The 23,608-nt window shown below is 35.0% G+C and carries 31 protein-coding genes; 3 read left to right on the top strand and 28 right to left on the bottom strand.

Going from position 1 to position 23,608, the window contains the following annotated elements; all coding sequences use genetic code 11:
* Positions 1 to 80: 80 nt before the first annotated feature.
* The 15 genes from RE431_RS06380 to RE431_RS06310 all read right to left on the bottom strand — a co-directional run bounded on the left by RE431_RS06380 (position 81) and on the right by RE431_RS06310 (position 9,475).
* Entirely contained in the window at positions 81 to 515 is a 435-nt protein-coding gene (locus RE431_RS06380) for a hypothetical protein (RefSeq protein ID WP_309561132.1), read from the bottom strand.
* A 182-nt stretch (positions 516 to 697) separates the two neighbouring features.
* Positions 698 to 1,144 (bottom strand): M23 family metallopeptidase, encoded by a 447-nt coding sequence (locus RE431_RS06375; protein ID WP_309561131.1) that lies wholly within the window; start codon positions 1,142 to 1,144, stop codon positions 698 to 700.
* Positions 1,131 to 1,367: a hypothetical protein gene (locus RE431_RS06370; RefSeq protein WP_309561130.1), complete on the bottom strand. Its 237-nt coding sequence runs from the start codon at positions 1,365 to 1,367 to the stop codon at positions 1,131 to 1,133. The genes RE431_RS06375 and RE431_RS06370 overlap by 14 nt, the downstream gene beginning before the upstream one ends.
* 1 nt (position 1,368) lies before the next feature.
* Positions 1,369 to 1,800, bottom strand: coding sequence for a hypothetical protein (locus RE431_RS06365; protein WP_309561129.1), 432 nt, complete (start codon positions 1,798 to 1,800; stop codon positions 1,369 to 1,371).
* Positions 1,784 to 2,140: a hypothetical protein gene (locus RE431_RS06360; RefSeq protein ID WP_309561128.1), complete on the bottom strand. Its 357-nt coding sequence runs from the start codon at positions 2,138 to 2,140 to the stop codon at positions 1,784 to 1,786. Before RE431_RS06360 ends, RE431_RS06365 begins: the two co-directional genes overlap by 17 nt.
* 2 nt (positions 2,141 to 2,142) lie before the next feature.
* On the bottom strand, positions 2,143 to 2,337 hold the full coding sequence (locus tag RE431_RS06355; protein WP_309561127.1) for a hypothetical protein: 195 nt from the start codon (positions 2,335 to 2,337) through the stop codon (positions 2,143 to 2,145).
* Between the two features lie 26 nt (positions 2,338 to 2,363).
* Complete coding sequence (locus tag RE431_RS06350; protein ID WP_309561126.1) at positions 2,364 to 3,188, bottom strand: hypothetical protein; 825 nt, start codon at positions 3,186 to 3,188, stop codon at positions 2,364 to 2,366.
* 9 nt (positions 3,189 to 3,197) lie between these two features.
* Positions 3,198 to 3,464 (bottom strand): hypothetical protein, encoded by a 267-nt coding sequence (locus RE431_RS06345; RefSeq protein WP_309561125.1) that lies wholly within the window; start codon positions 3,462 to 3,464, stop codon positions 3,198 to 3,200.
* 91 nt (positions 3,465 to 3,555) lie between these two features.
* Complete coding sequence (locus RE431_RS06340; RefSeq protein WP_309561124.1) at positions 3,556 to 4,374, bottom strand: hypothetical protein; 819 nt, start codon at positions 4,372 to 4,374, stop codon at positions 3,556 to 3,558.
* 10 nt (positions 4,375 to 4,384) lie between these two features.
* Positions 4,385 to 4,528, bottom strand: coding sequence for a hypothetical protein (locus RE431_RS06335; RefSeq protein WP_309561123.1), 144 nt, complete (start codon positions 4,526 to 4,528; stop codon positions 4,385 to 4,387).
* Positions 4,529 to 4,913: 385 nt separating this feature from the next.
* Positions 4,914 to 5,114: a hypothetical protein gene (locus RE431_RS06330; protein WP_309561122.1), complete on the bottom strand. Its 201-nt coding sequence runs from the start codon at positions 5,112 to 5,114 to the stop codon at positions 4,914 to 4,916.
* Positions 5,115 to 5,261: 147 nt separating this feature from the next.
* The gene (locus RE431_RS06325; RefSeq protein ID WP_309561121.1) at positions 5,262 to 7,334 is read right to left on the bottom strand and encodes a phage/plasmid replication domain-containing protein; all 2,073 of its coding nucleotides are present in this window, start codon (positions 7,332 to 7,334) and stop codon (positions 5,262 to 5,264) included.
* A 168-nt stretch (positions 7,335 to 7,502) separates the two neighbouring features.
* Positions 7,503 to 7,868: a hypothetical protein gene (locus tag RE431_RS06320; protein WP_309561120.1), complete on the bottom strand. Its 366-nt coding sequence runs from the start codon at positions 7,866 to 7,868 to the stop codon at positions 7,503 to 7,505.
* A 663-nt stretch (positions 7,869 to 8,531) separates the two neighbouring features.
* Positions 8,532 to 8,951 carry a peptide-methionine (S)-S-oxide reductase gene (locus RE431_RS06315; protein ID WP_408914509.1) on the bottom strand — a complete coding sequence of 140 codons (420 nt, stop codon included), beginning with the start codon at positions 8,949 to 8,951 and terminating at the stop codon, positions 8,532 to 8,534.
* Positions 8,952 to 9,025: 74 nt separating this feature from the next.
* Positions 9,026 to 9,475, bottom strand: a complete 450-nt coding sequence (locus RE431_RS06310; protein ID WP_309561119.1) for a PepSY-like domain-containing protein — start codon at positions 9,473 to 9,475, stop codon at positions 9,026 to 9,028.
* A 129-nt stretch (positions 9,476 to 9,604) separates the two neighbouring features.
* On the opposite strand from RE431_RS06310, the gene RE431_RS06305 reads away from it, so the two are divergent.
* Positions 9,605 to 10,060, top strand: coding sequence for a GNAT family N-acetyltransferase (locus tag RE431_RS06305; protein WP_309561118.1), 456 nt, complete (start codon positions 9,605 to 9,607; stop codon positions 10,058 to 10,060).
* Positions 10,061 to 10,112: 52 nt separating this feature from the next.
* Here RE431_RS06305 and RE431_RS06300 read toward each other — a convergent pair whose 3' ends face one another.
* The 8 genes from RE431_RS06300 to RE431_RS06265 all read right to left on the bottom strand — a co-directional run bounded on the left by RE431_RS06300 (position 10,113) and on the right by RE431_RS06265 (position 18,152).
* Complete coding sequence (locus tag RE431_RS06300) at positions 10,113 to 12,971, bottom strand: M16 family metallopeptidase (protein ID WP_309561117.1); 2,859 nt, start codon at positions 12,969 to 12,971, stop codon at positions 10,113 to 10,115.
* 184 nt (positions 12,972 to 13,155) lie between these two features.
* Complete coding sequence (locus RE431_RS06295; protein WP_309561116.1) at positions 13,156 to 14,205, bottom strand: AI-2E family transporter; 1,050 nt, start codon at positions 14,203 to 14,205, stop codon at positions 13,156 to 13,158.
* A gap of 254 nt (positions 14,206 to 14,459) precedes the next feature.
* Positions 14,460 to 14,654 (bottom strand): cold-shock protein, encoded by a 195-nt coding sequence (locus tag RE431_RS06290; RefSeq protein ID WP_309561115.1) that lies wholly within the window; start codon positions 14,652 to 14,654, stop codon positions 14,460 to 14,462.
* 93 nt (positions 14,655 to 14,747) lie between these two features.
* Positions 14,748 to 14,942, bottom strand: a complete 195-nt coding sequence (locus RE431_RS06285; protein ID WP_011709462.1) for a cold-shock protein — start codon at positions 14,940 to 14,942, stop codon at positions 14,748 to 14,750.
* Positions 14,943 to 15,042: 100 nt separating this feature from the next.
* Positions 15,043 to 15,237, bottom strand: coding sequence for a cold-shock protein (locus RE431_RS06280; protein ID WP_011709462.1), 195 nt, complete (start codon positions 15,235 to 15,237; stop codon positions 15,043 to 15,045).
* A gap of 70 nt (positions 15,238 to 15,307) precedes the next feature.
* Positions 15,308 to 16,270 (bottom strand): fatty acid desaturase family protein, encoded by a 963-nt coding sequence (locus RE431_RS06275; RefSeq protein ID WP_309561114.1) that lies wholly within the window; start codon positions 16,268 to 16,270, stop codon positions 15,308 to 15,310.
* Positions 16,271 to 16,622: 352 nt separating this feature from the next.
* On the bottom strand, positions 16,623 to 17,081 hold the full coding sequence (locus tag RE431_RS06270) for a cold-shock protein (RefSeq protein ID WP_309561113.1): 459 nt from the start codon (positions 17,079 to 17,081) through the stop codon (positions 16,623 to 16,625).
* A 204-nt stretch (positions 17,082 to 17,285) separates the two neighbouring features.
* Positions 17,286 to 18,152, bottom strand: coding sequence for an NAD(P)-dependent oxidoreductase (locus RE431_RS06265; protein WP_309561112.1), 867 nt, complete (start codon positions 18,150 to 18,152; stop codon positions 17,286 to 17,288).
* A 130-nt stretch (positions 18,153 to 18,282) separates the two neighbouring features.
* Between RE431_RS06265 and RE431_RS06260 the strand changes: the two genes are divergently transcribed.
* A complete protein-coding gene (locus RE431_RS06260) occupies positions 18,283 to 19,290 on the top strand; it encodes a zinc-binding alcohol dehydrogenase family protein (RefSeq protein ID WP_309561111.1) in 1,008 nt (335 codons plus the stop codon).
* A gap of 97 nt (positions 19,291 to 19,387) precedes the next feature.
* Here RE431_RS06260 and RE431_RS06255 read toward each other — a convergent pair whose 3' ends face one another.
* The 3 genes from RE431_RS06255 to RE431_RS06245 form a co-directional block, all read right to left on the bottom strand.
* Positions 19,388 to 19,591, bottom strand: a complete 204-nt coding sequence (locus RE431_RS06255) for a dodecin family protein (protein WP_309561110.1) — start codon at positions 19,589 to 19,591, stop codon at positions 19,388 to 19,390.
* Positions 19,592 to 19,689: 98 nt separating this feature from the next.
* Complete coding sequence (locus tag RE431_RS06250) at positions 19,690 to 20,163, bottom strand: universal stress protein (protein ID WP_309561109.1); 474 nt, start codon at positions 20,161 to 20,163, stop codon at positions 19,690 to 19,692.
* A gap of 48 nt (positions 20,164 to 20,211) precedes the next feature.
* Positions 20,212 to 20,676, bottom strand: coding sequence for a cupin domain-containing protein (locus tag RE431_RS06245; protein WP_309561108.1), 465 nt, complete (start codon positions 20,674 to 20,676; stop codon positions 20,212 to 20,214).
* A 223-nt stretch (positions 20,677 to 20,899) separates the two neighbouring features.
* Here RE431_RS06245 and RE431_RS06240 point away from each other — a divergent pair, with 223 nt between their 5' ends.
* Positions 20,900 to 21,382, top strand: a complete 483-nt coding sequence (locus RE431_RS06240) for a ferritin-like domain-containing protein (protein ID WP_309561107.1) — start codon at positions 20,900 to 20,902, stop codon at positions 21,380 to 21,382.
* Positions 21,383 to 21,432: 50 nt separating this feature from the next.
* On the opposite strand, the gene RE431_RS06235 is transcribed toward RE431_RS06240, so the two are convergent.
* Together RE431_RS06235 and RE431_RS06230 are read right to left on the bottom strand one after the other, a co-directional pair.
* Entirely contained in the window at positions 21,433 to 22,053 is a 621-nt protein-coding gene (locus RE431_RS06235) for a hypothetical protein (protein WP_309561106.1), read from the bottom strand.
* Between the two features lie 68 nt (positions 22,054 to 22,121).
* Positions 22,122 to 23,525, bottom strand: a complete 1,404-nt coding sequence (locus RE431_RS06230; RefSeq protein ID WP_309561105.1) for an MATE family efflux transporter — start codon at positions 23,523 to 23,525, stop codon at positions 22,122 to 22,124.
* Positions 23,526 to 23,608: the final 83 nt, after the last annotated feature.

Below are 23,608 nucleotides of genomic sequence, written 5' to 3'. Positions count from 1 at the left end.
TCCAAACGGCAACACCTAAAGAAGCTATTGCACCAACCAAATCCACATATTGGATTTCCTTTGGCTTATTGATTTTACTTTCAAACATTTTCTGTATTTCTTTTTATTCGAGTTCCGAAATAAAACGGCAAAATGATCATTGCTAAATCTTTAAAAAGATCAACGATTCGAGTTACTAAAACTTCGTTTTGTTGTGGAATATCAAAATACAATAGACCGCCAAGACCTAATAAAATGATAGATATAACCGCAGCTGAGAAATAGTAAACAAACCTTTTTGAAAACTTATCGTCCTGCCTTAATGCTTCTACTTGCATTTGTCGGGCATTTTGAGTGTCTTCAATTTCTAATTTGGCCTTTTCCATAGCCTTGTCTTCTAAAGCCAGTAGAAAAGCTCTTTTCTTTTCTTCTTTACCTTTGAAGATTTCGCCAACCATTTCAAGGATTTGGCTCTCACCTTCTGGCGTTTTACCACCGAGAATTTTACTTAATGCGCCCCCTAGTATTTCGAACATAATCTTTTAATTTAAAGCATAAAACAGCGATAGTAAGTATTGATATAATCGCATTAAACCAAGGCTTTGCTTCTATCAAATAATTTTGAGAAATCGAAGCAATTGAAAGAAATAGAAATTTATAATCGTTCATTATTTCGCTTTCTTAAATATTAAAATTGACAGGAGAATTAGGAAAAATCCTAAAGCTCCGTGAACAAGTCCTTTTTTTTTAAAAGTTCCGTCGGATCAAGCGGACTTTTTCGGCTAGTATCTGAAACCTTATAGATTTCCACATGTACATGCGGAGTAATACCAGGGTATCTTTTTTCAATAGCCTGAGCAATTCCAATAAATTGATCTTCAGGAACCGAATCACCAACATCGAAAGCGTCATCCAATTCAGAATATAAAATTCTACAGATATGCTTATCACCTGTAATTTCTATATATCTATACTCTAAAGTATCCCCGTAGCAATAACCATATTTGGTTATTTTTCCTTTGAATGGAGCGTAAACGTAATCGCCCGGATTGGCCACTAAGTCAACTCCTTTATGTGTTCTAGTACCACCAGAACGAGAAGCACCGAAATGACCAAACCCGTGACGGTCACCCTCTCTGAATTCATGTATATCAAGAATTTTCATGCTGTAAAAAATCTGTTATTGTTTTTCGTTTTAATGCTTTCTTTTCTTCAAGCTTGCAATGCGCACTTTTCCTGTACACAAAATATTCTTTCACCTGATAAGCTATAAAACACAATGCAATAGCAGGAGAAAGAGCGACAATCGTCGCAAGCAGTATAACTATAAGACACACAGCAGCGACTATCAATAAACAAAGGTCAATCAGTTTTATAATTTGTTTCATTTTAAGCTATTTTGGTAAAGGGAAAATCTGTCGCAAGCCTTTGGATATCTTCAGTACTTAATTCGTAATTAAGCCAATCAGTTAAATTATACTGAGGTGAAAAAGGAGTTCCGACATTACCGAAATTTTTATCATACTGGCGATAACCAAATGCATTATGGGTTTTATCATAATCAGCCTTATTCTTAAACTTTTTGAAAACTGCCCAAATCGCTTCTTCATCAGTGCCCATACTATTCATAGAGACCTCTAAACGTGTTGCCAATTCATTAGCTTGGTCATCTGTAATTGTTGCGCCGGATTCTGATCTATGGCCCATTCCGATATCACTGCGACCATCAACACCATTTTGATTTATTTTAAAAATTGAATCTCTAAAGAGAATCAATATCAATACAGGTATTAGCCAGATTTGTTTAAGTAGGAATGCCATTTTGAATAATTTTTAAAGTGTCATTTTCATGATCAAAAGCAGTTACCAATGTTGAGGGTTCAATATTGAATACATTTAAATCATTCATCCTTTCAAATTCTTCTTTATTGATTTCAAAAGATTGACCGAAAGAACCAGGAACCGTTTGCGGCAAATCGATTGTATTATCTATTTCCTCGCTTTCAGATTCATTCTGACTCTGACACTCGCAAAGAAATCCTTTTGCCATTGGCGCAACCTTTTCCCAAAACAACAGCAGTAACAAAGCAAACAGCAACGCCCATTGTTCTAATGAGCCTTGCTTATTTGCCGTCGTATTTATTTTAGAATATCGCTGCATTATTAAAATTTGAATGCTTTTGTAGCTCTTTTCTGTGAAGCCTTGGCGAAGTATTTAACGCCTTTCAACTTCCCAGATTTATTATATTCTTTCACCTTTTTAGCATAGCGAGCTTTTTTATTACTGTTTTTCATGGTTACTGATCCAGAGGTTTTAGAACCTCTTTTACTACCCCATTTATTTTTAATTTTTGCCATCTTGCCAAGTTTTATTTTTTTAACATTTAGATTTTTAAAAGTCCTTTTTTAACTGCCAGAAGAATTCCACCGCCCAGCATTAAAAGACCTGATCCTGAGGAATTCGCCTTTACAATTGGTTTTCCATCTTCACCAATTTTAATAGTAGAAGAAGAAACAGTTGAAAAATCAACAGAATACGTTTTTAGAGATACAGGAAGTTTCAACATATCATGCTCTAAAATTCTGCCGTCCATATCACCCAAATCAATCACGTTGTAATCAATTGGAGACGCCTGAATAGTATTCACATTTATCGTAACTCCTTGATTTTTGAATTGTCTTACAATTTCTGCAGGGTAATCGTTCAAAAGTTTTTTAAACTCATCCCTAGCCCAAGAATTAGCAATTTTAGAACTCTTTGCATTGGAATGATTTTGATAGAGTTTATCATACAAATGCATATTGAAAGTAAGCTTTACTGAAAGCTCATTTAATACTTGTTCTAAATTGCTATTATTTACACTTTGCAATGTTTTTTGAACCCAAGGGTAAACATTGTTGTGAAACTCTTGCTTTCTTTTCTCTGGCGTCATTGCGCCCCATGATCCAATGCCATATTTTGAAACAGCGTCAATGCGATCCTGAAGCCCTAATTGGTCAAGTACATCTTTAACCAATGCACCCCCAGGAATAAGAGAAGCAGCACCTTCCAATGCCATGTTGGCGGCCGCCCCGGTGTTAAAACCGTCTGAGCCTTGAGCACCTGCGGAAACTGCGGAATTTGCAAGACTTCCAAAATCAAAAGAGGAAGTAGATGAACCAAACGCAGAAGTGCTACCACCAAAATTTAAATCGCTTAAAAAACCCATAATAATATTTTAGTAAAGCCCTTCTTCTTTCTCTGGTGTCATAATACTTGACAAGTTTTTCAATGCGAAAAAATATAGAATCGGCATTGCTAAACGTGCAAGAACTCCTTTGTGAATCTTTTTATAGATCAACTGGGTTTTATCTTTGCCTTCGTCTTTTGGTGAAAGCGCATTTTCTTCCCATGATTTAACGTCCTGTTTTAAGGCGTTGTAACCATCAGAATCAACCAGATGAAAAGCTTTAATTATTTTTAAAAAAACGTCGAATAAATACATAATAGAGAGTGGATTAAAAGAAAAAGACCGCCGAAATTAGGCGGCCTTTTACTAACTAGAAATAAAACAAACTAACCGACCAAAGTTGTCTTTATATTCTTTCGTATGCTACTACGAGAATTTTTGCGGATTCCAAAACAGGTTTATCAAAGTCAGCTTCAAGCCAAACATTGTCTAACGGTTTACCCTGATAGATTATAAGGTCTTCGATATCCGTCTGATCATTGTCATCAAACATGTGTTGATTTTGAACGAACAGCGCAGTATCTGTGAAGGACTTATCAAAGTTATTCGCGCGGATTTTACCAAGTCTTACTTTAGCCTCAGTACTTCCTTGATAATCTTTTGAAAGATCAGTCAAAGCAACCACCTTAGCGACATTGTTTCCCAAATCACCGTCAAAGAATTCTTTATCCTTTCCAACAGGGTACGAACGAACCACCGGGAATACATTGGTACCATCTTTCACCTGAACCGTCTCAAATTCAATAAGACTATCCATTTTTCTTACGGAATCATAAGCCGCAGAACCAACGGTAATATTTGCTATAAGCTTATCACCTTCCCTTAGTGCAATCGCAAAAGGATTGAAATCTAAATAGTGATTATACCCCTGTGAGGTAGAAGCTTTCGCATGCTTATATTTAATGCTCTGAGCATACATTCCTATAAGGTTATCAGCAAGATTACCTCTCATAATCTTCACTTTCCTTTGCCCTCGTCTTTGCAGCTCTAATTCGATTGAGATTCGGTTTAAATCAACAATTGGGGCAGCCTCTAAAATTGGGTTACCGTCTGCGTCATTAACTCCACTGTTTTTCATGGCCTTAACCCTTAGGTTAATTGCCCCAACAGTTTCTTTTGTAATCTCAATTGGATAAGGCGTATCAAAATTTAAAATCTTTCTCATCGTCTAAATTTTAAATCCAGTCTTTTACAACAGGAATATTTGACAATTGCGCCTTAATTTCTTCGTGGAATTTTACAGCCGCCAAAACAACACCACCTAAAAGCAGCCCTGTAAACAGGTTCATTCCAAAATATTTTTTCTTTGTACGTGCCATCTTAAAATTTTTATTAATACTTCGATTGCAGACACAAAGAAAGGGGCGAAATGCCCCTTTTATCAGTTTAGTACCTATATTGGTTTTATTGGGTACTTTTTAAAATTATATGTGTATCAGTAGGAAAGAGGTAATACATATTATTAAAGCGTTCAATTGCTTTAATTTCATGATATAGTTTAAAATAATCAAAAAAATTAAAAACCAAGTCACATAAATGATAGTTTGAAAATCTTTGAACTTTATCATGATGATCATTTCTAAGCTGTCTCATCCATTTTACAATTATATCCTGTTCAGTTTGTTTTGTCATTTTGATATGATTTTAAACATTCCTGGGTTTTGGTTCCGGGTAGATCATGAAACTTTCAGCCGTGGAATGATATCATTTAAATAAATAAGAATTAGATTTTGGTAATGAACGTGTTAAATTAAAATCAGAATGCTTTTTAAGTAGAAGAAAATAATTTGTTGTTTTTCCCTGATAATCTCTGATTTCAAGAATTTCAAAAAATTCACCATTATTTTCAGGAGATATAAAGTCTCCTACTTTAAATTCCTGAAGATTTATTTTTCTTTTTTTCATAATTCAATTGCGTTTTTAGTGCCGTTAGTTTTATTAAGCTCATTGAGCCAATACAATGATTTATATTTCACTTTCATTTCCTGAAATTCATTGATAATTCGTTCAAGAGTTCCAGTCTGGGTTTTCTCGCCCAAATCGTCTTTAAGCTTAAGCAATATTTGCTTCGTCTCTGGGGTCAAAGGGATTGATGCCATAGTCTTCGGATATTAATTTAAGATTGCGGTAAAATTTCTTTTGGTATTCAAGGCCGGAAGTTTTCCAGTAATAGTCTGAAAAATCAGTTTTCATGATGACAGCTTCACTTACGTTCATGGTATTATCATATATGTCAAACATGCGTAAATCTGCCCTTAAACGGCTTCGGGTACTCTTATGCGTTCCCATTTCATTAAAAATATTATCAAGAGATTTATGATGAACATATAACTGTGTTATAATAGAGCCTAAAACTGTCTGGTTGATGGTCTTCATTCCTTCCTCCATCAATTCTTTTCTAGATAATAATTGAGTTGCTTTAGAAATGATAGGGCCATCTACATGAATATAATTTCCTTCAAAGGTTTTCACCTTAACTCTTTTACGTTTATACTCTCCATTTGGTTGAATGCATTTCCAATGGTTAACAGAATTATATATCTCAACTTTCTTTTTAACCTGCTCATTGTGATGTTTAATTTTACTCATAACATCGTCATAAGGTTCAATAACATCGATGGTATATTCACTTATAAAATCACTAAGCTTTTTTACACATTGCTTTAAAAAGAAGTCATCAAAATGCGCCGTATCATGCTTACCAATACCAGTATAAGCGTATTGAAACTTTGTGATTTTATATTCATTGGTAATTGAATTATGATCACTTCCAGACCTTAAACCATGCCTTTTTAAAGTTTGATTATCTCCGACAATCAATACCAAGGCACGGTTTAAATATTTATGCATCATTTTATAATTCCTGCGGTCATGCCTTGTTATTTTCGTTGGGTCTTTTGCCTGATTATTTAAAACTGAGGCTGTATTCTTATAGCGTTTCATTGCATCGAAATGAACCGGGTCGTTACGCCTAAAACAATGCCTTTTGAAAAGGTTAGCGAAAAAAGCCCCTTTCAGAGAAACCTCATACCTTAAAATTTTGTCCATTTCTTTTTTTAAGAAATTGACTTTATAAGGCACTTCGGAGTTAATATGATCAATGACTTTTTGAAGTTTGTCTTTATTCTTTTCCGAAAGCATATAATCGTTACCCTGTCCTTTGGCTTTAAAATGCCCCCAGATTTCGGCATGATGATCACCGTAAAACTTTTTGTTTTCCGGGTTCGAATATCGATTTATCATTTTTTCGATATACTCTCGATTGATTTTTAAATGCTTCCTCAAGTCGCCATACTTCGATTCACTGTATTCGGTGCCTTTGTGATAAATCTTATAATAAGCCCCTACACTTGATTTAAAATCTAATGTGGTATCATGATCCATTAAACCCTCATTTAGCTTCTTTTTGCGACGTTTTTTATTAATCTTTTTAAGATTGTCTAAAACTTTTAAAGCTTCTTCCTTGTCCTTGAAATACATGTTGTAACAAAGGTCAAGGCGAGTTATTTCAATGTAATTTTCGTCAGGTAAAACTTCCACTCCAAAATGATGACATAGATCAGTAAAAAACTTTTCTATGAATTTTCGCAGGCGTTCATATAAATGTTCCTTCTGGAATTTCCATTCGTTAAATTTTAAACCATGTTTAAATTTTAAGTCTGAATTTTCCTGTGGAATAAATTGAGCCAAAGAATGACCGTATAGATACTTTGGTATAGAGACCTGAAAGTCGATATATCCAGCATTTGGATTTATGAAAAACGTAGCGTCTGAAAAACTTGAAGGCACACGATATTCACCGTTAATGCCTTTGATAACATCTTTAGATTTTTCACCATGCACAAAACGCATGCGGTCTTTTACACTCCAATGCTTGGTTAGTCTGGGTGCATTTTCAAGAATATGCACCGTTTCTGCGTCAGTTTCTTCGTAAGTTTCACGCTCACGGCTATAATGAACCGTCATCGTAAAATCACGATCTTTTGCAGCCATCATTTTTTTATATAAATCATTATGAGCAGGAACGGCGTAGGGAGATAAACCATTTTCAGATTTAATTATATTGAGCGTTCCTGTCTTAATGTCATTGATGGCATGTAGTCTTAAACCTATGGTGTCAAGCATAAGTAAAACCTATTTTCCAAATAATATTGAAATATCTGCAAAAGCTTATCATTGTAATCGCTAGGATCAAAATCATCATTTTGATAAAGCGAATACATTTGTTTTAAACTTTCTTCAACTGATTGTGGTGATACATTCAGCTGCAGAGAAGCCATGAAAAAGAAGGTATTAATTATGAATTGGTGCATTTTTCCAGTAGTTTTTTGTGTTAGACTCATTTGTGAACGTAGCAATGACTAACATGTCATTGGGCTTGATTTTTCGGAGTTTGATTAAAATTTCCCTGTAAGTGTCCAATTCGCAATTTTTATCCAAAAAAGCGATAGTTGGTGTAAGGTCGTCAAGTCGTTTTAGTTCTAAGTCAACACAAAGTCTCCGACCAATTAGCGCACCTTGTTTATTAGGTGCCCCGGGGTCGAACTCTGCAAAAATGTATTTTTCACCAGGTCTTATTTTTCCCCGGTTTTTATCTACATGAATAAAGGTCTGTCCGTTATGTTTTTCTTCGGACGTTGTTAATATTAGATTGCTCATTTTGCCGTTTTTGAGTATTTATATGCCTTATTTTATCGTAAGGTTGATTAATAAAAAGACTTCTTTTATAGTTATTAAAAGAGTCTTTCAAAATCTGCAAATGAGTAATCAATGGTGAAGTCTGGGAAGTGATTGAATAATTTTTATAAACTTGCCCAGTAGAATGTAATTCAGAAACAATTTCAATTAAAATGTCAAAGCAATTATTAACGTTCTGAAATACGAAAGCATTTTTATTTCCTGAAGAAAAACTTTTAAAAATAAAATCGAAACGATTATCATATAAATGAAAAAGATCGTTGTATTTTCTTATTTCTGAAGGTTGTAGCTGAAAATATGATTGTCTGTAAAGAATATTTACAGAAGGCTGTAAATGATTCAACATCTTAATATTTTCACGAAGGATTTTCTTTAGTTTAAGTAAATGTTTTTTAGCCTTCGTTTTGGTATCAAATACAAGGAATTTGCCTTTTCCTAAATGTATTTGATATTTGTTTTTGTACTGTATAATCTCTAAGTCTAAGTGCTTCATATAAAGCACTTAAAAACAAAAAAAATGCCGATTGAGAGATTTTTTAGGAGCAAGCGTTATAAATTTATTTTCTAATTTGATTTTCAGTATGTTAGCTTAAAACATACTATAAATTATAGTGCAAATAGGTGTTATTTGGTATTTATAGTTTCATTTAATTTCAACATCTCTAACTTAGGTTCTATATATCTCTTGCAAAAAGGTCTTTCTGGATCTTTTAGGTAATAATTCTGAATTTGCTTTCTGGAAGCTATAAATTTGCCAAAATTATAAGCTCTGGTAATTATGCATTCAGGAAATAAATTTCTAATGTCATTTAATATATTATTTACAGTTTTTTCCTGATTCTTATGAAAAGTATATACTGCAGATAAATATTTATCCCGCATACTATGATTAGATGTACTCTTGTGAGTTTTTAAATGAATTTCGATAAGTTTATGTAATTCTACCTGATCTGGATCATAATTGATAAGAACTCCTTCATAAAACCTATCAGGATCTGAAGATGTAGAAATATATCCTTGACGAACTTCTTCGACACCTTTAATAGATTGAAATACGGCCTCAGTACACCAGTGACAACCACCTCCAAATCCTATTTCAATAAGTTTTTTAATAATTATTAATCTATAATAGTTCCGTCTTCTCGAAACATAACATCCTTATTCTTACCTTTTTGCTTGAACTCAACATCATAAAATTCACCTTTTTTGGCATTTTGAACGTGCTCTACTTCAGTAATTTCATGATCCGAATATTTCTCCTTGATCACTTTTTTAATAGCATCAGGTAATTCTTCATCTTTTATATCGTTTTCAGTTTCCACCCAGGTACCATCAGCATTAAAATCTGCCCTGTATTTCTCTCCATCTTGCTTAAAATGAGATTCCCAGTAACCATGTTCATCCTGTTCCCAATCCGGATCATTTTCGCCTGGATATTTCTTTTGAAAAGCCATTTGTACTGCTTCGGGAGCAGTGTTTTTGCTATCAGATTTTTTATCCTTGTTTTCCTGACAGCTCAGTATTCCTACGCTCAATAAACCTGCTACTACTATTGATATCCTTTTCATAATTGATTAGTTTTCATTTATGTAAAATTAGAAAGCTCATTAAGCTTTTCCCGTCAATGAAATCATAATTTTTAAATTCACGAACCTAAAAATTTGATAATTTTATAATATTCCAAATAGCTCAAAAAAATGATCAAGCTTATAAGAACAAATGCATCGAATTCAGATTTTATTGAGCTGGTTAAGAAGCTTGACGATTATTTGGCTGTTTGTGACGGCGATGAACATGAATTTTACGATCAATTCAATAAACTTGATTCACTAAATCATGTAGTGATTTTATACCATAAAGATCAGGCGGTGGGATGTGGAGCTTTTAAGAAGAAAAATGCCCGTGTTGCTGAGATAAAACGAATGTATATTGATGAAGGCTATAGAAATAATGGATATGCCTGTATCATCTTAAAAGAACTGGAAACCTGGGCGAAAGAACTTAATTATTTAAATTGTATTCTTGAAACAGGTCTAAGGATGACTGAGGCAGTGAAATTTTATAAAAAAAATAATTATAGGGTTATTCCTAACTATCCGCCGTTTGAAAATATAGAGAATAGCATTTGCTTTGAAAAAGCATTGAACGAATAAAAAAAGCGCCGAAGATATAACGGCGCTTTTCAATTTTACTCATTTTTAATTTTTATTCACCTGCAGCTTGCTGATCCTGAGCTTCAAGCTTTTCAGCATAAATGTCTAGTTCTACAACTGGTTTGCCTAGTTTTTTCACTTCTTCAAACTGAGTAGCTTTATCACCAACAACCACATAGATCATTTCCTGTTCATTCAGATATTCATTAATTACTTCTTTAAAATCTTCCTGATCCATTGCCATTAGCGCTTTTTGTTTTTCTTCAATAAAATCCTCAGACTTATCATATTTACTCATATCACGAAGAATTCCAAGCTTGGCACCAAGGCTTTCAAAAGCTCTGGTATTTTCTTTTAAAAGTTTATTCTGAGTAAGTTCTACTTCTTCCTCACCGAAATCATTGGCATAATTTTTCACCATTTCCTGAATGATCTCAAGAGAAGCTAATGTAGCGTTCGCACGAACACTTGTAGTTATGTAAAATGGAGAAACCTCAAGGTTTTCAGAAACTCCTGAATATGCACCATATGTATAACCTTTTTCAATTCTAAGGGTCTGGAATAATTTTCCGTTAGATCCCCCACCTAATATTTCATTGGCAAATACAAGTTCATTTGCGTCTTCATCCTTTTCAGAAAGCGCTAATTTCCCGATTAAAATAACCGATTGCTTTGCATCTGGTACATCAATAAAATATAGTGTTCCAGCTTCACCTTTTGCAGCGATCCTGTCATTTTTAATTTCTGGGGCCTTATTATTCCAATTTTCAGCCAGATCTCCAAGAACCTCCTCTACTCTATTCTTTTTAATTGAACCGGCTACGTGGAAGCTGGCATCTTCAGGTGATAATTTGGAATAATAATTCTTTAGATCATCCATGCTAATCGCCTCGGCAGTTTCAAGAGTTCCTGAACCTGGAATACCGAAGCTGTTTTCAGGACCATATAATAACTCGTAAAAAGCAAGAGATGCAATTGCTCTAGGATTCGCCTCCTGACCTTTTAGATTAGTTGCAAGCGCTTTTTTAAGTCGATCGTATTCGGCTTTGTCCCATCGAGGCTCCAATAAGATCTCTTCAACAAGTTTCATGGTTTCATCAAAGTTCTTAGAAAGACAAGTTCCTGAGATTCTGAAATCTTCATTAGAGGTGTACATATTAATGCTTGCACCTAACAATCCTATCGCTTCCTCAAGTTCTGCAGGAGTTCTTGTTGCAGTTCCCTGCATCATTAGATCGCTTAGAAGAGATGCAACACCAGCTTTGCCCTTAGGATCCAGCAATTGTCCACCTGGGATACTGATCTCGAATTGTACTAAAGGAACTTCATTATTTTCAATTCCGAAAACTTCCATGCCGTTAGCCATTTCTGATGTCCAAACATTTGGAGCTTCAAAAAGTGGAAGTTTACCAAAATCAGGTTCACTTCGGTCATATTTAGAAGGAGTCTTTTCATATTCAGCTTCCTCTCCCTGGCTTACTTCTTCGCTGGCAACATCGTTCTTAACCTCCTCGATCCATACTTCAGCCTTCTCTGAACCCTCTACAGCAAGTTCCGTTTGTCCTTTAGGAACAACACTGGTCATTACATAGTTCTGATCTTTTACGTACTGGTTATAAACTCTCATTACATCTTCGCTCGTCACTGCATTGGTAAGTTTTGCCGTAGTAGCCAAATATCCTGGATCACCATTAAATTCATTGTCCTGTACTAGCTGAAATGCCTTATTCAGAACAGTACTTACGCCTTGATAGAGTCCAGTTTCAAGTTCAGCTTTGATTCTTTTAAGTTCATCCTTGCTAACTCCGTTCTGCTCAAATCTCTTTAGTCCGTTTTCTATGGCTAGTTTCACGCTGTCCAGATCTGTATTCGCATTTGCTCTAACTCTGAAAATAAATTCTCCAGCTAACTCACTACTGCTTTGATACGTACCAATATTTGGTGCTAACTTACCTTCTTCAACGACCGTTTGATATAGTGGAGATTTTTTACTTCCGCTAAGTAACTGTCCAAGAATTCTCAAGGCATACATGTCCTTATTGTAATCTTCTACCGTTGGGATCACAATTCTCAATTCTGGAAGCTTGGCAAAATTATCTTCGAAATAAAGAGATTTAGACTTTTCAAGACTTACCGGTTTTGGATCTAATGAACTTACTTCAGGTCCACTTGGGATTTCACCAAACCATTGCTGAACTAATTTTTTAGTTTCTTCTACATCAATATCTCCAGCAATGACCAGAGAAGCATTTGCAGCTCCGTAATATTTATTGTAAAAATCCTTTACATCATCTAAAGTTGCAGATTGTAGATCTGGCAACTGACCTATAACAGTCCAATTATAAGGATGCCCTTCAGGATAAAGATTTTTTCTAATGATCTCATCAGTATAACCATATGGCGCGTTATCCACACGTTCTCTTTTTTCATTCTTAACTACCTGCTTTTCTCTATCCAATGCAGCCTGAGTTACCGTATTGATCATATAACCAAACCTGTCTGAATCTATCCACAGGATCTTTTCAAAAGCATCTTTTGGTACTACTTCATAATAAACGGTTCCATCACTCCAGGTTCCGCCATTTCGGCTTCCACCCCACTCCGGGATCATTTTACGGTTAGCGCCTACAGGAACATTTTCTGAATCATTAAAACTCATATGCTCAAAGAAGTGAGCAAAACCGGTCTTACCTGGTTTTTCTCTATTAGATCCCACATGCATCATGGTAGCTACTGCTACTATAGGATCACTATGATCTTCGTGTAAAATCACTTCAAGACCATTGTCTAAAGTAAATTTTTCGTAATCTATTTTAAATTCGGATTCCAGGTTAGATGGGTCTCCGGTTTGAGAAAGAAGGCTACCGGAAATCAGAAATACCGACGCCAGCAGCAGATGAAATTTACGCATTATGTAATTTTTAAGGTTATAGCCTTAAAAATATAAAATTTTAATCGAAGCTTTTACGGTTAACCCTATTAATAATGGATTATTGCTCAGTTTCTAACTTTAGATTTTGAAAATTAAATTTCGAACAATTTTCATTAAAACGTTTTCTCTCCTTTATTTAAGACAAAATACTTTCAGAATATAATTATTCAGAAAACTCTTTTTTGCTGAAAAGTATTCCGAAAGGTTTTAGCTCATTAATATTAAGAAGAACTACCGTAATTATTCCCATGACTGGAATTGCAAGTATCATCCCAATAACTCCCCACACCATATTTCCAAGAATTACAGAAACAATCACAAAGAAAGGATGAACATCTACCCTCTCTCCTACTACATAAGGTTGCAGCACATAACTTTCCACAAATTGTGTAATGGTGAAGGTTAATGCTATACCAATAAGCACTGTCGTATCTCCTGAGCTTAAAAAACCAAAGGCCACGGCCATCGTGAAACCAATAATATTTCCTACATAAGGTATTAATGTAAGCACAGCAGCTATAACACTTACCAGTATAAAGTTATCTACACCTGAAATACCCAGACCAATGGAGTATAAAACGGCCAGTAATCCCATCAAAATTAATTTACCCAATAAATATTGCGGGGCAACTTTTGCAGATTTTGTTATGATGGTTTTCACGGTATCCCTACGCTTATCAGGAAATATCCTGAGGAAAAAACCTTTAAAGACATCTCTGTAATTTAATAGGAAGAAAACATATACAAAGGTGAGTAAATAGTTCGCTAGAAAACTAGACAGCCCGCTCATAAATTTTGTGATCTTATCGCTGGTGTTTGAAGGGGCTTTCGATGATTCGTTCTTAGCTTCTTTGATATCCTCCTCATCCAGCGGAGTATGCTCCAAGGCAAAATTCTTGAATTGCTCTATTTTGGGTTGCATGGTCTTTTTTATTTCAGGCCAGTCTTCAGCAAAAGATCTTATCTGAAAAGAAACGAGGGCCATAAGTCCAATGGAAATTGCAAACAGCAGTAGACTATTAAGAATTGCTGCTACTGGTCTTTTCATTTTTTTCTCCATAAGCTGGGAAAGAGGTAAAACAACAAGACTCAATATTATGGCTGTAACTAATGGTGCAAAAAAGCCTTTTGCCTTTGTAAGCCCCAGGAATAAAAAGTATATACCTAGAATAAACGCTGTACCGTAAAGGAGCAAATTCTTTTTAGTGATCATGTGGTTAGTTTTCTGGTTGGAATTATCAATATCGTAAATGTTTTGTCCACATTCTATTAAAGAAATCAAAAAGCCTTATAATCCTCATTTGGATTCTAACAAAAAGACCATCATTTATAAGAACAATTTCAACTTCTTAACCTTACTATCTATCGTATTAGGTAAGATCTAAATTTTAAATGCTTGGGAAATAGCTGATATAAAACAAAAAAGCCATCCTTCCGGATGGCTTTTCATTTTAAAGATATATCTAATTAGTCGATTACTTCAACATTAATAGCGTTTAATCCTTTTTTTCCTTGCTCAGTTTCAAACTGAACTCTATCATCTTCACGAATATCATCGATCAAACCACTAGAGTGTACAAAGATGTCTTCATTAGAACCTTCAGTTTGAATAAAACCAAAACCTTTAGTTGTATTGAAAAACTTTACTTTACCTTCTTGCATTACTTTACTTATTATATTGTTTAAAATTGCCGATCATATTTTAGATCATTCGGCTTATGATCATATTTTTAAAGGTCAGAGACCTAAAAAAACTTAGTCAATTACTTCAACGTTTACAGCGTTAAGGCCTTTTTTACCTTGCTCAACTTCGAACTGTACTCTGTCATCTTCACGAATTTCGTCAATAAGACCACTTGAGTGTACGAAGATATCTTCGTTTGAATCGTCAGCTTTAATAAAACCAAATCCTTTGGTGTTATTGAAAAACTTTACTTTACCTTCTTGCATTACTTTACTTGTTATATATTATAAAACTGCCGTCCCTGTTTAGAGATCGTACGACATCCAATCTTCATCATCTGCAGATCTCTAAAGACTCTGAAAATAATTAGTCAATTACTTCAACGTTTACGGCGTTAAGTCCTTTTTTACCTTGCTCAACTTCGAACTGTACTCTGTCATCCTCACGAATTTCGTCAATAAGACCACTTGAGTGTACAAAGATGTCCTCGTTTGAATCATCAGCTTTAATAAAACCAAATCCTTTGGTATTATTGAAAAACTTTACTTTACCTTCTTGCATTACTTTACTTATTAATTGTTATAAAACTGCCGTCTTTGCTTAGAGATTGTACGACATCCAATCTATATTATTATCCTGCTCTTAGATTATCCATCCTTCCTAACTGACGAAGCATTTTAAAATGTTCACCAACGGCTGAGACAAAATTATGATTGTTATGGTAAGGCAAACCGTATTCTTTTGCGGTTTGAGCTACAATATGAGAGATCTTTCTATAATGAACATGACAGATATTTGGTAATAAATGATGCTCTATCTGGTAATTAAGTCCACCAATGCACCAGGAAAATAACCTGCTTTTTGGGGAAAAATTACTGGTTGTAAATAATTGATGACTAGCCCAATCTCCTTCAACAACCCCTTCTTCATTTGGTAGAGGATATTCGGTTGTTGGAACGATATGCGCCAACTGGAATACCGTCGTGATCATTAGACCGGTTACAAAGTGCATGCTTATAAATGCTAGCAACACCACCCACCATGCCTGTGGGGACATGATCATAGGTAATATCAGTACAAAAGTAAAGGATAAAGCTTTCCATCCAATTACTTTCATTAGCTCCATATTGAAAGTTTTTCCTCCTTTGAAGAATCCCATCTTTTTAAAGCGAGCCATTCTTACGAAATCTTTAGCTGTAACCCATGATACAGTAGATAATCCATAAAAGAACCAGGAATAAATGTGCTGAAATTTATGGATACCATGTCTTTTAGTGTGAGGTGTAAACCTTAAAAAGAACGGTGGATTAATATCATCATCGGCCTCCTCTATATTCGTGAAAGTGTGATGTAATACATTATGCTGGATTCTCCAGATACTAGCGTTAGCTCCAATTAAATTAAGCGTATAACCTAAATATTGATTTACTTTCTGATTCTTGGAGTAAGAATTATGAATTGCGTCATGCATAATTCCCATTCCTATCCCGGCCATTCCAAAACCACTGGTAATATATAATGCAAATAAAAGCAAAGTGCTTTCAACTATTCCCGTGTTTATGATAACAAGAGGAGTTATGAACACAAGAAGCATCAAGACTGTCTTTATAATCATGCTGGTATTAGCATGCTTACTAATATTGTTAGTCTTAAAATAAGAATTCACCCGACTTCTTAAGGTCTTGGAAAATTCTGAGGCTCTTCTTTGAGCAAATTTTGGATTATTGATATTGGTACTGTTTAATGATTTTGTCTAAATACTGAAGTAAACAAAACTTGGAATATCCTGAACGGATCTACTTAAGTGAAGAAACTAAATTATTTTTACTCTGCAAATGTACACTTTAATAATCAGCGTACACTACAATAATCTATTAATTTTCAATTAATTACAATTCAGGATAAGTTTTGCTGGTAGAAACAGTAAAATACTGTTTATTAAAGAATTAGATTTTCTTTACTCTAACGGCGTTAAGCCCTTTCATTCCTTGTTCAAGTTCAAAACTCACTTTGTCGTTCTCATCGATCTCATCGATTAGTCCGCTAACATGAACAAAATATTTTTCACCGGTTGTTTTCCCAATAATAAACCCGAATCCTTTAGAGTGATCGAAAAATGAAACCTTTCCTTCAGTATCTGTGATGATCTCCTCCTCTTCTCTATCCTCTTTTTTAGGGATAGCGATCTCGATATCTTCAGCTTCTACTTCTACTTTCTGAGTTGGATCTGGTGGAGTATCGGTTAGATTTCCATCTGCATCAACATAGGCGATCATATCTTCAAATGATCCTCCTTTGTTAGAATTCTCTTTTCTTTCTAAACGCTTGGCTTCTTTTTCCTTACGTTTCTTAAGCTTCTTTTTTTCTTTCTCTCTTTTGTTTTGGGTTTGTCCGGATCTTGCCATTCACTATAATTTAATTAATATTCGTTTCCAACTTCAATGCTTTGAACCGTCTAAACGAATACCAGGAAAATTTAATGTGTAAGATTATCTTTTGAAGGTTTAATTCAGAGAGAGCAATGGCCAGTTTTGGCCTGCATCAAAATTTTTGTAAAGATAGTCATAGCAATTCGATAATAAAAGATTTAAGGCTGAGACTTATTAAAATTATTCTTTCTCATGCAAATACTTGAAAACAGCCGTAAAATCAAGATCGGCCATATTCTTATGCTTTGCTAAACCATAGACTTCTTTCGCTGTGTTGGTTAGCGGACTTGGCTGACCAAGTTCATAAGCAGTCTCAGTGAACAAATGCAGATCTTTCTGAAGATGCTTTAACGGAAAGTTTGCTTCATATTCATTATTTTCAATTCTTCCTCTAAAAGCATTGATTATAGGAGCTGTTACCGGAGTTTTTAAAAGAATGTCCATCCCGGTTTTTTTATCAATTCCCATGGCCATTCCTAAATTCAGACTTTCAGAAAAAGCGAGAATACTTTGACCCAGCAATTGGTTGATCATGATCTTCATTGCCGAACCTTTTCCAGCAGAGCCAATATGAATGGCATCTTTACCCATTTTCAGAAAAAGATCTTTTACTTCCTCAAAATCATCCTTCTCCCCTCCTACCAGAAATAACAATTCGGCATCTTCAGCAGGTTGTTTAGATCCTGAAACCGGTGCATCCATAAATCTAACCCCTGATTTTTCAGCTTCCTTATTCATTCGCTCACTAAAGGATGGATTAACAGTGCTGGAATCTATCCAAATTGAACCTTCCTTCATATTCTGAAGAAAACCATCATTGCCAAGCGCGATCATTTCAACAATATCTGGTTTTTCAAGCATTGTAAACAATACATCTACATATGCTCCAAGTTCAGATGGAGATTCTGCCCATTCTGCACCATTCTTAATGAGTTCATTTGCTTTTTCCCTGGTACGATTATGAACCTTTATATCGTAACCAGCTTTTAAAAGATTGGCTGCCATTCGGCTACCCATTATTCCTAAACCTAAAAATCCAATTTTCATGATCTAATTATTTTGATTCAAATTTAATCTATGCAGATATAGTCTCCAACGGCTATTAGATTTTAGCAAAAGTTTATGAGGCAGAAAAGTGATTTTTCAAGCTCTGGCAATTATCTTAAAAATAAAAAAGATGAAAGCAGTTGGATTTAAAAAATCATTACCTATTAATGATCCAAAAAGTTTTGAGGATGTAGAAGTTGAAAAGCCGGAACCCGAGAAAAAAGACCTTTTGGTAAAGATTAAAGCAATCTCGGTTAATCCCGTAGATTATAAAATCAGGCAAAGTGCGGCTAAAGATAAGGAGCTTAATTCTCCAAAGATTATCGGCTGGGATGCTTCTGGAATTGTAGAAGCAGTTGGTGACGATGTTGAACTTTTTAAAGTTGGAGATGAAGTTTATTATTCTGGTGATATTACAAGATCTGGTTGTTATGCTGAATATCAATTAATAGATGAAAGGATCACAGGCCATAAACCTAAAAGTCTTTCCTGGGAAGAAGCTGCGGCTTTACCCTTAACTTCACTTACCGCCTGGGAATCAATTTTTGACAGGCTTAGAATTAGAGAAAATGAAGGAAAGGATAAAACCATTCTAATCATTGGTGGTGCAGGTGGTGTTGGATCTATCGCTATCCAGATCTTAAAAAAGTTAACTAATTTTAAAGTTATCGCGACCGCTTCACGTGATGAAACCAGGAGTTGGTGCGAAAAAATGGGTGCAGACGAGATCGTAGATCATCATGACCTGATGGAGAGCATGGGAGATTACGAGAATGTAGATTATATTCTGAATTTTGCCGATACCTCAGGAAACTGGAAAGCGATGACAGAACTTATTGCTCCACAAGGAGGTATTTGCTGTATCGTGAATAATACAGATCAGGTAGACCTTAATTTACTGAAGAATAAAAGCGTAAGTTTTCACTGGGAATTGATGTTTACCAGAAGTATGTTTGAAACAGATGATATGATCAGGCAACATGAGATACTGAATAAAATATCAGACTTAGTTGATGAAGGTGTTTTAGTTTCTACTATCAATGAAAAATTTCAAGGATTGAATTCAGAAACTATCAAGGAGGTTCATAGGCTTCAGGAATCTGGAAAATCGATAGGTAAGAATGTGATCAGTTTTTAAAATAAAACTACCTTTTCTAATAATGAATGAGAGAAGTTTAGAAATAAAAAAAGGTCGGAAAGTTTCCGACCTTTTTTATTTTGTATTCTAAATTCTCTTATGCGTTCTTTTCAAAAGATATTTTAGCGTTTACTGCATATGAAGTGATGGCATCTCCATTTACCTGAGCCTTCATTTCTTTTACATAGACAGATTTGATATTATTTATTGATTTAGCCGCCTCTTTTACCGCATTTCTGGTTGCTTCATCAAAACTCTTATCAGAAGTTGCTATAACTTCAATAACCTTTACAATTCCCATAATTTCAAATTTTTTAATTGGACTTTATTCTTTATGAATTTAACCAATATGCATTTGAATATGAAATGATTAACACAAGATTACCAGAATGTCTGTTCTTATTTTTGAAGCTTTTCAGGTTTGATGGGCACTAAGTACACTGGAACTTTTGTCTTTTCCAGAATATGGCTTGCAGTTGTTCCCATCAGAACTTTTTCAAGCACAGAATGACTATGAGTTCCCAGGACGATCATATCTGCTCCCCAATCTTCGGCATATTGTAGAATCGCAGTTGAAGTGGGACCATCTGCCATGTGTGTGGTGACACTTGGATCATTTAAATGATCAGCAGCAGTTTCAACGAAATTTTTAGCGACTTCCCGTAGTTCGGCAATCACATTAAGATCTACGGCTAGTTCATTATAACCTTCATAACCCATAAAGCTTGGATAGTTGACACCATAATAACTCACGTCTGCAAGGACATGGATCAAACAAACATCAGCTCCCAGTTTTTTCGCTAATTCGTATCCGCTGCGAACTACTATTTCAGAATTTGGATTATAATCCAGACCTATTAGAACCTTTTTCATTATATAAGTTTAAAATTGGTTCTTCTAATTTAACCAAATTCAGTTGACCTACTCATCCGGTTTACCTGAATTTGCGTCTACAGGTTCATTAAATGCTATAAATAAAACGCAAGGACCGGAATCTCCACATTTGGCAGTATGTGGTTTTCTGGCAGGACCATAGGCATAACTTCCGGTTTTCAGTATTGTTGGCTCTTCACCTTCATAGGTTACCTGCATTTCTCCGGATAATAAGATCATACGTTCAGCAGAAGTGTGCCAGTGCATTGGTATAGATGAATTAGCTGGAACTTTAAACAATACATCTGTATTTGCTTCTGAAGGATCTCCCTGAAGAACAGAAATATTGCAGCCATCAGGCATAAAATCGGGGCAGCCACCCCATTCCAGATTTAGATCATCAAAATTGATGGAAACAGAATTTTCCTGGGCATAGGAAGTAAAACAAATAAAAAGCGAGAGTAATAAAATGATCAGGTAACTGGTTCTAATTATCAACGCGGAAGTTTTCATAATATCAGAATTTAGAATTAGCAATCCGGGGCAATAAAACCACATATAAAATTAAAAGTTACTGCTTATCTAATTTTGAAAATATAGGTGAAAACCCTTATAAAAATGATTATTTAGATATACTCGTAAAATCATGTAATTCAATTAAAAAGGCCTTCAAATTTTATAAAATTCCTTCATTTTGGAGTATCTTTAATCAGTTAATCCATAAAATTTCAGTTGTATGAAAACTACTCGAGAAATAGCAAGGGAGGCAAGTCACAAAAGTCTGGTTCATGTTCTTACTAATCTTCTGGAAAAGAATTATGATGCAGAAAAAGGCTATAAAAAAGCCATGGAACATACAAGTAATCTTGATCTACGACAATTTTTAAAGAATCAGGCTGTACAAAGAAATCATTTCGCTACAGAAATCGATAAACAAATCCACCTTCTTAATGAACATCCAAAGGAAAAAAGCAATGGTAGTACTTTGGGAAGTATTCATAGGTTCTGGATGGAGATCAAAGGATCTTGGGCAAAAAAAGATGATGAATCGATACTGGAAGAATGTCTTAGAGGTGAAAAAGCCAGTTTAAAAGAATATGAAGAACAGTTGAAAAATCATATGTTTACACTGGAGATTAAGGAATTGCTGGAAAGTCACAGAGATGCCATTCAAAAGACTTTAAGGCAGATAAAGATCCTTGAAGATCTTGAAGACTAATGAAAAAAGCCGGGAAAATCTCCCGGCTTTTTTGTTTTTATAAAATTTATCTAGTTCTTAACTACGATCAATTCGGCTTTTGCGCCGGTCAACAGATTCCATTCTTTTTTGGCTAACTGCTCTCCTTTTTCACTGAGAACTCTTAGTTCTGCCGTGTTTGGTCCTGAACTTCCCTGATTTAGAGCCACAAATTCAATGCTATTAAATCCATCCTGAAGATTGACCAGGATAGGTGTAAAACCAGCCGTAAGACTTACACTTCTGGCGACAAGTTCTCCATTCACAAATATCTGTACCTTATCTCCGTCTATATATTGATGGTCGCGACAATAAACTTCTACAAACCTTCCCTGTGTTACTACACTTCCAAGGCTCTGATCATTTCTGTATTCTTCTTTAACCTCATTATCTTTACTCCAACGCTCCTTGACTGCATCAGCTTCGGTTAATAAACCTTTTGGGTTCTCTCTTAGATCTATAGGTTTAGGCTTTTCCTTCAAAAATCTACTTTCCGTATTGGTTTCCTCCTTCTTAAGAATAGGAAATCCGGTAGAACTGGATTCTTCAGCCTTTATGATAGGACCTGTATTAGTCGTTCTGGGAATATCGATTTGAGCGAAACCACTCGCGCTAATCAATAAGCCTAAAATTAAAAGTATAATTGATCTCATTAAATAATTTCTTAGGTGAAGAATATATCAAAAATACAGCCAAATTCTAAATTTCTGGACAATAGAGCCTAAACTTTTGTCTGTGCCCATTTCCCTCTTCTGAAGAACCATAAGCTAATAAGCGCATGCAGTGAATGGCAAAAAGAGATAGAAATGAAAATTCCGAGCATTCCTAGATCAAAGTATTCCGCTAGGAAATAAGCCATAGGAATTTCCAATAACCAGAAAACTCCAATATTTATAAATGATGGCGTTTTGGTATCGCCTGCTCCATTAAAAGCCTGGATCATTACCATTCCTATACCAAAGAAGATGTAGCCAAGAGCTATGATCTTTAAGCCTAGAGAAGCGATAACCTGCACTTCTTCATTTGGTGTGAACCAAGAAGCGAAAATATTTCCAAACAATAAATAGAGCAGGGTTACAATAGCGAGAAACCATGCATTGTATTTCGCAGTTAACCAAACTGATATTTTAGCTCTTCTTATCTTATGCGCACCCATATTCTGACCTACTAAGGTCGCTGCAGCCGCAGATAAACCCCAGGCGGGCATCAGGCTGAACATCAACACTCTAAAAGAAATCGTAAACCCTGCAACTGCACTACTACCAAATTCAGCTACGATCCTGGTTAAAAATATCCAGGCAACAGAATCAATTAAAAATTGCCCCATTCCGCCAGCAGAAATTGAAATTATCTTTTTGATCGTTTTTAGTTGAATAATCATGTTCTCTTTCAGGATCACGAGACTATGTTGAGAATTCAGCAAGTGATAAAGCTGGTATAACACACCTATACTCCTACCGGTTGTTGTTGCAATAGCAGCACCCTCGATGCCAAATCCGGTAAAATTACCTATTCCGAATATAAGTATTGGATCGAGAATAATATTCAACCCATTAGATAACCAAAGAGTACGCATTGCCAGATGTGGTAAACCTGCACCTCGAAATGCACCGTTGATGAGAAAAAGCAGCATAATTGCCGTATTTCCGGCAAAAATGATCTTTGTATAATTCACTCCTGTTCTTAAAACACGCTCTGATGCACCCATGAGACTAAGTATCTCTTCAGCATAGAACCAACCTATGATTCCAAGAATTATGGAAATTAATCCACCAAAGATCAATAATTGAAAGGCAGTACTACCAGCAGTTATAAAATCCTTTTCACCAAATCTTCTGGAAATCATTGCGGTAGCCGCCATACTTATTCCTACACCTACGGAGTAAATTATAATAACTACGGCCTCGGTTAAGCCTACAGTTGCCACGGCATCTTCACCTAATCTTCCAACAAAAAAAATATCTACAACTGCGAATAAAGACTCCATGATCATTTCCAGAATCATGGGTACAGATAAAAGAAGGATTGCACGTTTGATATTTATTTTCGTGTAATCCTGTTCTTTTCCAGAGATAGCAAGCCTTAAAAGCCCAATGAATTTCTTAAAATTTTTTAACCAGGTCAATTTATCGTTCTAAAAGATTTTAAATTTAGTAAAGTCAAGGTTTAAAATTTCAAATTCTTTCAGCTTAGTATCAAAAACATAAG

Origin of the sequence: Christiangramia sediminicola (assembly GCF_031344135.1) — a bacterium.
GTDB classification, from domain to species: domain Bacteria; phylum Bacteroidota; class Bacteroidia; order Flavobacteriales; family Flavobacteriaceae; genus Christiangramia; species Christiangramia sediminicola.
The sequence above is the reverse complement of the archived record's forward strand: the minus strand, read 5'-3'. Positions and strand labels throughout refer to the sequence as shown.